Origin of the sequence: Pseudocoprococcus catus, from assembly GCF_019734885.1 — a bacterium.
Taxonomy (GTDB): Bacteria; Bacillota; Clostridia; order Lachnospirales; family Lachnospiraceae; genus Coprococcus_A; species Coprococcus_A catus.
In genome coordinates this window covers 1-12,642 of the sequence record NZ_JAAXCM010000014.1, presented here as the reverse complement: position 1 = coordinate 12,642, position 12,642 = coordinate 1, and the positions used below count along the sequence as shown (strand labels likewise).

Annotated in this window: 13 protein-coding genes; all 13 read right to left on the bottom strand. The window is 43.7% G+C overall.

The genetic code is table 11. The features are described 5' to 3' along the window. The 13 genes from HED67_RS01445 to HED67_RS17330 all read right to left on the bottom strand — a co-directional run bounded on the left by HED67_RS01445 (position 1) and on the right by HED67_RS17330 (position 12,402). Positions 1-1,656: a Na+/H+ antiporter NhaC family protein gene (locus tag HED67_RS01445; RefSeq protein WP_117541395.1), complete on the bottom strand. Its 1,656-nt coding sequence runs from the start codon at positions 1,654-1,656 to the stop codon at positions 1-3. A 39-nt stretch (positions 1,657-1,695) separates the two neighbouring features. After that, positions 1,696-1,956, bottom strand: coding sequence for a hypothetical protein (locus HED67_RS01440; RefSeq protein WP_215632831.1), 261 nt, complete (start codon positions 1,954-1,956; stop codon positions 1,696-1,698). 183 nt (positions 1,957-2,139) lie between these two features. Then, positions 2,140-3,015: an N-carbamoylputrescine amidase gene (gene aguB, locus HED67_RS01435; protein WP_221717309.1), complete on the bottom strand. Its 876-nt coding sequence runs from the start codon at positions 3,013-3,015 to the stop codon at positions 2,140-2,142. 6 nt (positions 3,016-3,021) lie between these two features. Next, positions 3,022-4,188 (bottom strand): agmatine deiminase, encoded by a 1,167-nt coding sequence (gene aguA, locus HED67_RS01430; RefSeq protein WP_221717308.1) that lies wholly within the window; start codon positions 4,186-4,188, stop codon positions 3,022-3,024. A gap of 38 nt (positions 4,189-4,226) precedes the next feature. Continuing rightward, positions 4,227-5,351 (bottom strand): carboxynorspermidine decarboxylase, encoded by a 1,125-nt coding sequence (nspC, locus tag HED67_RS01425; RefSeq protein ID WP_221717307.1) that lies wholly within the window; start codon positions 5,349-5,351, stop codon positions 4,227-4,229. Next, positions 5,348-6,607 carry a saccharopine dehydrogenase family protein gene (locus HED67_RS01420; protein ID WP_221717306.1) on the bottom strand — a complete coding sequence of 420 codons (1,260 nt, stop codon included), beginning with the start codon at positions 6,605-6,607 and terminating at the stop codon, positions 5,348-5,350. Before HED67_RS01420 ends, nspC begins: the two co-directional genes overlap by 4 nt. A 74-nt stretch (positions 6,608-6,681) precedes the next feature. After that, the gene (speE, locus tag HED67_RS01415) at positions 6,682-7,545 is read right to left on the bottom strand and encodes a polyamine aminopropyltransferase (protein WP_015512847.1); all 864 of its coding nucleotides are present in this window, start codon (positions 7,543-7,545) and stop codon (positions 6,682-6,684) included. Between the two features lie 17 nt (positions 7,546-7,562). Further along, positions 7,563-9,020 carry an aminotransferase class I/II-fold pyridoxal phosphate-dependent enzyme gene (locus HED67_RS01410; protein WP_221717305.1) on the bottom strand — a complete coding sequence of 486 codons (1,458 nt, stop codon included), beginning with the start codon at positions 9,018-9,020 and terminating at the stop codon, positions 7,563-7,565. A gap of 519 nt (positions 9,021-9,539) precedes the next feature. Next, the gene (locus tag HED67_RS01405) at positions 9,540-10,379 is read right to left on the bottom strand and encodes an AIM24 family protein (RefSeq protein WP_178439374.1); all 840 of its coding nucleotides are present in this window, start codon (positions 10,377-10,379) and stop codon (positions 9,540-9,542) included. Positions 10,380-10,530: 151 nt separating this feature from the next. Then, positions 10,531-10,728, bottom strand: coding sequence for a helix-turn-helix domain-containing protein (locus HED67_RS01400; RefSeq protein WP_178439377.1), 198 nt, complete (start codon positions 10,726-10,728; stop codon positions 10,531-10,533). 2 nt (positions 10,729-10,730) lie between these two features. Further along, a complete protein-coding gene (locus HED67_RS01395; RefSeq protein ID WP_178439380.1) occupies positions 10,731-11,021 on the bottom strand; it encodes a helix-turn-helix domain-containing protein in 291 nt (96 codons plus the stop codon). Between the two features lie 124 nt (positions 11,022-11,145). Then, positions 11,146-11,811 carry a DNA/RNA nuclease SfsA gene (sfsA, locus tag HED67_RS01390; RefSeq protein WP_221717304.1) on the bottom strand — a complete coding sequence of 222 codons (666 nt, stop codon included), beginning with the start codon at positions 11,809-11,811 and terminating at the stop codon, positions 11,146-11,148. 3 nt (positions 11,812-11,814) lie between these two features. Beyond that, the gene (locus tag HED67_RS17330) at positions 11,815-12,402 is read right to left on the bottom strand and encodes a DUF1294 domain-containing protein (RefSeq protein WP_221717303.1); all 588 of its coding nucleotides are present in this window, start codon (positions 12,400-12,402) and stop codon (positions 11,815-11,817) included. Between the last annotated feature and the right edge of the window lie 240 nt (positions 12,403-12,642).

Here is a 12,642-nt window from a genome sequence, read left to right as displayed (position 1 = left end):
TCAAGCCGCCTCCTTCGTCCCTTTAGCACGGATAATCAATAAAATGGCCAAAAGGATAATTATGCAGATTGGCAGTGCAAGCCAGGCAATAGAAGCCAGCCCAACTGCACGGAAAACACCAATCAGAAAATATCCCACCATACATACGGCAGCAACCAGCAGCACATACGGCAGCTGTGTTGAAACATGATTCACATGCTCACAATGTGCACCGGCTGACGCCATGATCGTTGTGTCTGAAATTGGTGAACAATGGTCACCGCACACGGCACCGGCCAGACAGGACGCGATAGAAATTACCATCATCTGTCCTTCCGGGAAGACGCCGATAACAATCGGAATGAGAATACTGAATGTGCCCCATGATGTACCTGTTGCAAAAGCCAGAAAAGCTGCCACAAGGAAGATGATCATCGGAAGGAATCCCTGCATAGATAAAGCGGAACCGGCCACCAACTCTGCCACAAAAATCTTGGCTCCCAGAAGATTTGTCATGCCTGACAAAGTCCATGCCATGGACAATATCAGAATTGGTGCAACCATGGCTTTGAAACCTTCTGGAATACAGTCTGTAAACTCCTTGAAAGATAAAACATCACGCATCATGAAATAAATAAACGTAAATACAAGTGCCACGGAACCACCCAGAACAAGGCCGACCGATGCATCTGAATCCGCAAAGGCATCCACAAAGGAAGCACCGTCAAAAAATCCGCCGGTATAGATCATTGCCACAATACAGCTGACGATCAACACTGCAACCGGCAAAACAAGGTCCATCACATGGGCTTTATCATTGCTTATTGCTTCCTCATCACTTTCATACGGTCTTCCCGGTGTTGTAAATAAATCGCCTTTAAAGGCATTCATTTCGTGCTTTTTCATCGGACCGAAATCAACTTTTAAAATGGTCACTGCCAAAAGCATACATAATGTCAAAATTGCATATAAGTTGTATGGAATTGTCTGAATAAATACAGAAAATCCGTTAATACCGGCCTCCTCCGGCACAGAAGATGTAACAGCCGCAGCCCATGAACTGATCGGTGCAATAATGCAGACCGGTGCTGCCGTCGCATCAATGATATAAGCCAGCTTGGCTCTTGAAACCTGATGTCGGTCCGTCACCGGACGCATCACACTTCCCACTGTCAGACAATTGAAGTAGTCATCCACAAAGATCATTACACCAAGGGCAATCACCGCAATCTGAGCACCGACTCTTGTCTTGATATGCTTCGTGGTCCATTCGCCGAAAGCAGCAGAGCCGCCGGCTTTATTGAGCAGTGCGACCAAAATGCCAAGCATCACAAGGAATACAAGAATACCCACATTCCAGGAATCCGACAGCTTCATGACCATGCCGCCTTCTCCCTGATAAAAAATCGTGTTAAGCATCAGCTCCAGGTTAAAATTGGAATATAACAGGCCGCCGGCAATGATTCCGGCCAAAAGTGATGTATAGACTTCCTTGGTGATCAAAGCCAATCCAATAGCGATCACCGGCGGCAATAGTGCAAAAACTGTTGCATATGTCTGGCATTGATAATTCTCAGAATCTGCAATTGTTCCCGGCGTCTGCATCGTCACAATCATCAATACAGCAATCATCACAATGAATGCCAGCATACCGATCCGTTTTCTTTTAGTTTTCATCTTCTCTCTCCATCATAAAATATATTTTCCATCCGGTTTCTATTCTGCATCAAAATCTGCCTTAAATACACCTTCAGGTGTCTTCATCGTCAAAATGCCCAGATTAAAGTTCTCATCCTGAATGGTGATATGATATTCAAAGACGACATCTTCGTCAAATTTTGATAATAATATATATTCTCCGTTTTCTTTACCTTCAATCTGGTCACAGATATCATCATACACATCGGCTCCTGAAATAGTCCGAGGATATCCGGATGCCTTAATCTTCTTCTCAATCGCTTCGTACAATTCGTTCATTATACTTCCTCACTTTCTGATTTCTTTTTCTCATAATACAAAAAAAGAACTGCTCATATCAATTTCTATCATACAATTCTTCCTTTAAGCATAAAACCGGGACCAGCCCTTTTTGATAGATAGTACCAGTATAGCATACTCAGGAACAAATCGAAAATCAAACAAGCAGTTCTTTTAAAAATTTTATTGTGTTATTTTTAAATACATCTCCGGTCTCCTATCCCGGAAAAGTCCCCATTCAAGACGTTTATCAGCCAGATCATCCAGATCATACACACCGGTTAAAATCTCTTCCTGATCTCTGGACGCGCAGGCTTTCAATTCACCTGTTTCATCTGTCATAAAAGAAGAACCATAGAAAACAAGGGCTGACCTCTGTCCGCCATTTTCAAGAGATGGGGTCACTTCTTCCCGGCCTATCCGATTGGCAGCAATCACAGGCATGAGATTGGCAGCCGCATGTCCCTGCATGCAGCGTCTCCAATGCGGCATACTGTCACATTCAAGAATCGGTTCGGAGCCAATCGCCGTCGGATAAAGCAGTATCTCTGCTCCCATAAGAGCCATACATCTGGCCGCTTCCGGAAACCATTGATCCCAGCATATACCAATCCCTATCTTGCCGAAATGGGTATCAAATACTTTGAAGCCGGTATTCCCCGGTGTAAAATAAAACTTTTCCTGATAATAATGATCATCCGGAATATGTGTCTTCCGATACACCCCCAACAATGTGCCGTCCGCATCAATGCAGGCAATGGAATTATATAATGTGTTTACATCCTGTTCATAAAAGCTGACCGGCAATACGACGTTCAGTTCCTTTGCCAGCCGCATGCCCATCTGCACCGCATCGTTTTCTTCCACAGGCTTTGCCAGATGATAAAAATCATATCTGCGCTGCTGGCAAAAATATTCCCGTTCAAAAAGTTCCGGCAGCAAAATGATCTGTGCACCATCTCCCGCTGCCTGCCGTACCATTTTCTCGGCCTTTTCAAGGTTAGTCTGCAGATTCGTACTGCACTGCATCTGAATAGCTGCTATCTTAACATTTCTCATTAATAGTTATTCTCCCTGTTCTGCTTTTCCAAATGGAATCTGCTGTGTAATACAGTGAATATTGCCTCCGCCTGTCAAAATATCCCTGGCATCAACAGCAATCACTTTCCGTTCCGGGCAAAGCTTTTCCATGATTTCTGCTGCTCTCTGATCACTTTTAATATTTTCTCCGCCAAAAGCCGGCATGACCACTGCACCGTTTGAAAAGTAGAAATTCACATAGGAAGCCGCCAGACGTTCTCCTTCCTCTCTCGTATCTTCACCATCTTCAAAAGCATAACCTTCCAAATCCTCTTTTGTCACACACACCGGCACATCCGGTATCGGAAGCTTATGCACTTTTATCCTTCTTCCTCTGGCATCTGTCTGGGATTCCAGATAGCGAAGACATGCCAGCGAAAGCGGATACTGCGGATCATTTTCCCGATCTGTCCAGGCCAGAACCACTTCTCCCGGTCTGATAAAAGCACAGACATTGTCCACATGTTCATTTGTTTCATCATTATAAATGCCTCTTGGCAGCCAGAGAACCTTTTCAACCCCCAGAAACTGCTGCAGCTTTTCCTCTATCTCCGCTTTTGAGAGCTGAGGATTTCTTCCCCGACTCAGCAGGCATGACTCAGTCACCATCACTGTTCCTTCACCGTCACTGTGAATAGATCCACCTTCCAGTACAAATGGAGAGGCATCATAACAGACATAGCCTTCTCTTTTTGCAAATGCTGCCGCAAAAGTATCATCTTTCTGCCATGAGGCATACAAGCCGTCTTCCTCACCGCCCCAGGCATTAAATGTCCAGCTGATGCCACGCACTGTGTCATCTTTGACAACAAAAGTAGGCCCTATGTCTCTTGCCCAGGCATCATCGGTTTCCGCCTCAAATACAACCACTGGGAAATGCTTCTTTTCTGAAATTTCCCTCTGAAATTGTCTGTTATATTCATCAGCAAAGGCCTTTGCCCTGGGAAGCGCCGCTTTCCCGCACGCCAGATACACAGCCTCACTTTCAGCAATTGCCTGCATCACAGCGCAAAAAGCCTTTTCTGCTGCTTCAGGATTCTTTTTCCAGGAACCCGGACGCTGCGGCCATATCAGGATACATCCCTTGTGACAGGCATATTCTGCCGGCATATGATAGCCATCTGCTGACGGAATTGTTTTGATATTCTTCATTTTCTTATTCCTAATATACGAACCATATAATATTTTATCTATAAACGCATTTTGAAATCCTGATAGTCGAATTTTCTTACCATTTCTGTGCTTCCATTTTCACGAAGCAAAGCGATGCCCGGAAGAGGCATACCGTTAAAGGTGTTATTCTTGACCATGGAATAAATTGCCATATCTTCAAACACCAGACGGTCGCCAATCTGAACCGGCTTTTCAAAACTGTAATCACCAATCACATCTCCCGCCAGGCAAGTCATAGAAGAAAGCCGATAGGTATACGGTTTCTGATTTGCCTCGTATCCACCAGACAGTGGCGGACGATATGGCATTTCCAGGACATCCGGCATATGACAGGCTGCTGAAACGTCCAAAATCAATATATCCATATCATTATGAACAATATCCATCACCTCTGTCACCATATAACCGGCATTCAATGCCACTGCTTCTCCTGGCTCCAGATAAACTGTCACATGATAGGTATCCCGGATATAGCGAATCAGTTTCACCAGTGTTTCATACTGATAATCTTTCCTTGTAATATGATGACCGCCGCCAAGATTCAGCCACTTTATACAGTGAAGATATTTTCCGAATTTTTCTTCAAATGCCTGAAAGGTTGTCACAAGATCATCTGCATTTTGTTCACACAATGTGTGGAAATGTAATCCTTCAATCCCCTCCGGGAGAACTTCCGGAAACTGTGCTTTTGTGACTCCAAGTCTCGATGCATAACCGCATGGGTCATAAATGTCATGACCTTCCTGTGTCGAGCACTGGGGATTCACACGGATGCCGACACTGACGCCCTTTGCCTGACAGATATCTTTATATTTTTCATACTGTGCAAAGGAATTAAAAATAATATGGTCGCAGATCGTCACCAGTTCCTGCATGTCCGCTTCTTTATAAGCCGGTGCAAAAACATGATTCTCTTTTCCCATTTCTTCATATCCCAGTCTGGCTTCGTACAGGCCGCTGGCAGTTGTGCCGCTGATGTACCGCCCGATCATCGGATAAAGGCTGTACATGGAAAATGCTTTCTGTGCCAGCAGAATATGACAGCCTGTATCCTTTTCCAACTGCTGCAGGATTTCAAGATTGTGTCGGATTCTGCCTTCATCCACTACATAACAGGGTGTCGGCAGTCCCTCAAACATCATTCTACTGTCTGTGGATTTTCATCCACAACCCATGGCAGACCATACTGGTTGAGCATGTCCATAAATGGATCCGGGTCAAATTCTTCAATATTGAAGACACCATCCTTATCCCATACTTTATCCAGCACCAATGCTGCACCAATCATAGCTGGCACACCTGTTGTATAAGAAATCGCCTGAGAGCCCACTTCTTTGTAACATTCCTGATGATCACATACATTATAGATGTAAATAGTCTTTTCTTTGCCATCCTTCTTTCCTGTGAAAATACAGCCAATATTGGTCTTTCCAACCGTGCGAGGCCCCAAAGAAGCCGGGTCCGGAAGCAGCGCTTTCAAAAACTGAATCGGAACAATTTCTCTGCCTTCATACATAATTGGTGATGTAGAAAGCATTCCCACATTCTCCAGACACTTCATATGGGTCAGATAGCTCTGTCCAAAAGTCATAAAGAAACGAATTCTTTTTACACCTGGTACATTTTTGGCCAGTGATTCGATTTCCTCATGATGAAGCAGGTACATATCTTTCTGTCCAACCTTAGGGAAGTCATATTCACGTTTAATCTCCATAGGCTCTGTCTCAACCCAATGACCATTTTCCCAATAGGAACCATTGGCAGATACTTCACGCAAATTAATCTCCGGATTGAAATTTGTTGCAAAAGGATAACCATGGTCACCGCCATTACAATCCAGAATATCAATAGTTTCAATTTCATCAAAATAATGCTTCAGCGCATAGGCTGTAAATACACTTGTAACCCCTGGGTCAAAGCCACTGCCCAGAAGTGCGGTAATACCGGCTTCTTTAAATCTGTCCTGATAAGCCCACTGCCAGGAATAATCAAAATATGCCGTAAATCCTTCGTCTTTGCATCGTTTTTCATAAATTGCACGCCACTGTGGATCATCCGTATCTTCCGGTTCATAATTGGCTGTATCAATATAATCCACCTTGCATGCCAGACATGCATCCATGATTGTCAGATCCTGATACGGCAATGCCACATTCAAAACCGCATCCGGCTGATAATCTTTAATCAGTGCGATCAGTTCATCTACATTGTCTGCATCCACCTTGGCCGTTGTAATCTTCGTCTCTGTTGTTTTCTCCAGCTTTTCCTTCAAATCATCACATTTTGACTTTGTTCTGCTGGCAATACAGATTTCTGAAAATGTTTTGCTGTTCTGACAGCATTTGTGAATAGCCACACCGGCAACACCGCCGCATCCAATAATTAATAATCTTCCCATTTTTAATCTCCTCTGCTTTTCCTTTATTTCATCATACATTTATAATGTATTTGTTATCTGCTCTTCAGAAAGCTCTATTTTTTACGATCTTCCTCTTCCTCCAGCATGTCTTCTACATATCTCGGCAACATAAAGGCTCCTTTGTGCAGATTGGTTGTATAATACCAGGTTTTAATGTGACGTTCCTTCCATCTTTTGGCATCCAGATGTTCCAGTGGATGGTATTTCTTGGAAGCAAAACCAAAAAGCCAGTACCCCGAAGAACAAGTCGGAATGTGTGCCTGATATACCCTGCTGATCGGAAAACTGTGACTGGCCTTTCTGTGCATCACCCTGCAGGATTCCTCATCTTCATCATAAAAAGGACTTCCATGCTGATACACCATGATACCGTCTTCTTTCAGTGCTCTGTAGCAGTTGCCGTAAAACTCTTTTGTAAAAAGACCGGCATTATGTCCCAGCGGATCAATGGCATCGTTGATAATCAAATCGTATTCATTCTGTCTTAAACGCAGGAACTTCAACCCGTCTTCATAATAAATGCTGACTCTCTTATCCCCCAGGCCGCAGGCATTATCCGGGAAAAATTCTTTGCAGACTTCCACAAAAACCCGATCCGGTTCCACCACATCGATTTTCTCGATTTCTTCATAGTAACCCAATTCTCTGGCCACACCGCCGTCTCCGCCGCCGATCACCAGAACATTTTTTACATGCGGATGTACCGCCATTGGCACGTGCACAATCATTTCATCATAAATAAACTCATCTTTTTCAGAGAATACAATGCTGCCGTCAGCACTTAAAAACCGGCCAAATTCATCCGAATCAAACACGTCGATTCGCTGAAATTCTGTCTGAAGTCCAAATAATTGTTTCTGAACCTTGACGGAAACCTTGACTTTCTCTGTGTGATAATCAGAAAACCACAGCTCCACTGCTCTCCCTCCTTCTATCAATATTTTCCTGTCAATACGAACAGTGATTCCACTGCCGGATCCTGCATGCCCTGCATGGAACAGCCTTTTTCTTTTGCATAGATAATATAATCAATAATCTCCCGGGTAATCATTTCCCCCGGCGCCAGAATCGGAATTCCCGGCGGATAGCACATAACAAACTCACTGCAGATCATTCCTTCTGTCTCACGAATCGGCACGGATTTCTTCTCCCCGTAAAAAGCAGTTTGCGGTGATACGCAAACTGTCGGCTTGATATACTCCGCATTTGGCATCTGCTCCGGATCCTTCGCATAAAGACGCTTGATGTCCGCCAAAGCCCCCACCAGCCGCTCAATGTCCTGTATTCTGTCACCAATCGAAATATACGCCAGAATATTGGCAATGTCACCCAGTTCAATCTGGATATCATATTCATCCCGCAAAAGATCATAGACTTCAATACCGGCCAGTCCAATATCTCTTGTATACACTGACAGCTTCGTCACATCAAAATCATAAATACTGCCGCCATTAATCATATCCTTGCCATAGGCATAAAATCCACCGATGGAATTAATCTCTTCTCTGGCATATTCTGCCATACGGCTTACTTTCGCAAAAGATTCCTTCCCCCGGAGAGCCAGATTTCTCCTGGAAATATCAAGGCTTGAAATCAGCAAATAAGAAGCACTGGTGGTCTGAGTCAGATTGATAATCTGACTGACATACTCCCAATTAACATTCTTTCCTGTCAACAGCAAAGAACTCTGCGTCAGACTGCCGCCGGATTTATGCATGGAAACAGATGCCATATCCGCTCCGGCGTCCATGGCACAGACCGGCAGATTCTCTCCAAAATATAAATGCGTACCGTGGGCCTCATCCACCAATACAAGCATCTTATGTGCATGAGCCACTTGAACAATTGTACGCAAATCCGAGCAAATCCCGTAATAAGTCGGATTGTTCACCAGTACTGCGACAGCTTCCGGATTCTCTTTGATTGCTTTCTCCACTTCAGCAACCTGCATCCCGAGGGATATTCCCAACTTATTATCCACTTCCGGATTCACATAAACCGGAATCGCACCGCATAACACCAGAGCATTGATCACACTCTTATGCACGTTTCTGGGCAAAATAATTTTGTCACCGGCCTTGCAGCAGGAAAGTACCATGCTTTGCACAGAAGATGTTGTTCCGCCAACCATAAAAAAAGCATGGGCTGCACGAAAAGCCTCTGCTGCAAGTTCTTCTGCTTCCTTGATCACTGATACTGGATGACAGAGATTATCCAACGGCTTCATAGAATTGACGTCCAGGCTGACACATTTCTCTCCCAGAAGTTCCACCAATTCCGGGTTTCCTCTTCCCCTTTTATGTCCCGGCACATCAAAAGGGACTACTCTTCTTCGCTTTAAGCGCTCCAATGCTTCATACACCGGCGCATGTATCTGTTTGTTTCTGTTCATTTCATCACTCCATAACACAAAAAAAGACAGGCAAAACTCACCTGTCTTTCATGTCTTATTCATATTCTTAGTACTATATGCTATACCCTGTCTATTCACTCTCATATCTACGAAAAATATTTCCAGAGCCTATCGTTGGTACTCCTACCAGCAAATATTTGCTAATCCTACGTTTTATTGACCATTTCACAAGTGATGTTTGATTCTGAGCCTTCTTCTCAGACAAAAGACTTATAAAATTTAGCTTTTAACTAAATCAATAATGCGGTCTCTCACCGCAATCGGCAGCTGCCCCGCCTGTCCGTATGGGCTTAACCAAATAATTGGTGGGCAAATATTTGCATGAAAACAATCTCCGCTTCATGTTGTGTATAGTATAACATGAAGATTTTCAAATGACAAGACGCAATATTATATTTTTATCATGATCTGAGCACCCCTGTATAACTCAAACTTCTGATTCGTTTCCTCCGGCATAAGCTGCCTCTCCGTTTCTGACTGTTATCTGACTATTATCTGTCATTTACCAAATAATGTATTGCTGGCTTTGGCTGCTGCCTTAGCGGCCATGGAATTCGTTGATGCATAAAGTGATGATGTCGGTGCGACCGGACACATCAGTACTCTTCCTGTTCCTCTATAAACATTGACTAATCCTTCACCGCTGACTGCCGAGCCAACCAGCGTGCTGGTTGTCCTCTCCACAGTAAAATCCAGATTCGATGACCAGCAGACTGCCAGATTGCCGTCAATCTTCAACTCATCATTCTCCAAAACAATCTCGATCAATTCTTCTTCCGATACATTGCTCTCAAGGGCCACAACACCCTCACCATACAAACTGAGATTAAAAAGCCCCTCTCCGCCAAGTACTGCCGATGACAAATTCTTCCTGGCTACAACCCTGTTCTGTACATTCGTATCACATGCAAGAAACATACCATCCTCGATGGTCATGCCTACTGCTCCCCATTCTGACATATCCATCAAGATAATGTACTTGTATGTTGGTTCCAATACCAGACATCCCTGACCAACATACACCGGCTTCGCAGCTGTCTCCTTCGTCACGGCTCCCTTGATGGCCTTCCCAAAGAAATCGCCAATGCCTCTGACCCCGGATGTCACCTCAACCTGACCACCCATCCACTGCATGGCACCTGCCTGGATCATCGCTGAATGATTCCTGTCAAGATCAATGACCACCTGTCTTCTTCTGACATTCATCTTGCTCATAAAATACTCATCCACAGCATTCATCGGCGATACACTGGCATCCTGTATATACTCCAACACGTGGAAATTGTCCATGGATTTGATAAACTGCCTGTTCTGATTCTGCAAATTCTCGATTCTCATCAATAAATCCCCCTTCAACTCTGCCTCAGCCTCATGCATAACGCTATGCGTTAATATACAATAAGAATACTACACGATCTGACCTTTGTCAATCCCTTTTCCACTTCATAAATTCCAATCAGGCATCTATTTTCAACTAACAATAACAGCTCTATACTTCGTCTTTTTTATTCAGCCGCTCCATCTCTGCTCTATAGATCATCAACCGCAGCAGGTATTCCGGAAGTTCCCGTTTCTCTGCTTCCCAATCCTGAACTGTACGATACGGTATACCATAGTAATCACTGAATTCTCTGCGATTCATCCCCAGCCTGTCTCTTAATTCTCTAACTTCTTTTCCTCTTCCCATTGCTAAACTCCAATCCTATATAAAACATACTGCTTCAAAAAAGTACCAAAACGCACAATATCCCCGTCAACGACGAGGATATCTTCGATACTGGCATGCAGTAATCGACTTAAAATAATAAAATTGTCGAGACTTGGCAATGATTTGCCGGATATCCATTTGTAAATAGCCTGAGGATTCTCAAATCCCATAGCCCCCTGGACATCTCTGACCGTATAGCCGTTCTTCATCATCAGCTTACGAATCTGTGCGCCAGTCTCTTCCTGTTGGATTGATAAATATATTGGCTGCATATGTATACCTCCTCATTCATCTCCATCCCAAAACACAATCTCATTGTATCACTTTTTGGATATGAAGTCTATCATGATATCCAATAAAACCTGTTTCCACTATCTTTTTGGACTTGCCGCAGCACTAGGCTTTATAAAGTTCTGCCGCCTTTATGCTGTCAGCCGTGATCTCACAAGTCAGATACCATACGTCCACACCAGCCTTATGAGCTTCAGATAAAGCCTGACCAAATGCGGGATGCGTTGTCATATTCGGACGCACAACCGTCACCCCTGGCATGGCGATCACGAAGGCCAGTATACAATGATACCCCTGTTTCGCAGCATGCATCAGTTCATGCAAATGCCGGACTGCCCGTTCGCTGGGTGCATCCGGGAAATATCCGATGCCGTCAATTTCCAGTGTACATCCCTTGACTTCCATCAAATATTTCTCATTCTGCTTCTCCATATAAAAATCCAGTCGGGAATCACCGTATTTATATTCCGGCTTAATAAAAATGTAATCTCTTCCTGCCAGCCACTCACCAACGACCTTATTCGGGGCCTGACTGTCAATATTCACCCACCCCAAAGATGCTTTATACACACTGATTAAATCATATTTTGTTTTTCTGTTTGGATTATCAGAATAAGTCAGCGTTACCCTGGCTCCGGGAAATAGCAGTTCCTTCATACGCCCCGTGTTTTTCACATGAACCGTTTCCTGTACTCCCCCAATCAGCACTTCCGCTGTAAAACGATTATTGCGGCAGACAAATTCGCCTTCCGTTACACTTGTATATTTCATAAGTTACATTCCCATATTCATCACATAAAACAATACAACAACCTGCATCAGCAAAATCAACGGCACCCCAACTGTAAAGTAAGCTTTTTTTGTCTTATGGTGAAATCCATACATGCCAATCAGCGCACCTACCGAACCGCCGATAAATGCCAATCCCAGCAATGTCACAATTCGCACTCTCTGCCTATTAGACTTCGCATTCATCTTATCCACACCGAATACAATGATTGTCAGTATATTCACTACCGCTAAATAGATCAGCAAAATTCTATGCTGCATCAAATAATCCCAGAAAGCAATATGCATCTGATCTCCATGATAGCCTTTCACGATCAGCAATAGAATAGCCTGAATGACCAACATGCAAAGTGTAAACACCCTTGACATCATATTCTCTTTGACTGCTTTTCTGTCAAAAAGAATAATCATGAGCAAAATTCCTGCTGAACCGCCCAGTAAGGCTATGAACATGCAGAGCTTCTCAAACCAGTCTCTTGTCTGATGCTTATAGACTAAAACCTTGATACCGTAAATCACCAAAGCAATGATATTGATGATAAGCAAGTATCGGTCAAATATATTCAAATTCATCAATGTAATACCCCGTTTTGCCAATAGGCTGAGCCTTTACAGCTCAGCCCATATTGATTCAACCGCATTCTCTAAAACTCAATAAACACTATAGTATTAGTATACCATAAGAATTAGGCAAATAGGGCGTTTATTCATACAAATTGACCATTACAAACGACTTGTGAACTACCCATTGTCTAAAGCCAATGGGCTTCCTGCTTCACAGACCTCGTGACCTACTATCTCCACAGGCGTAAA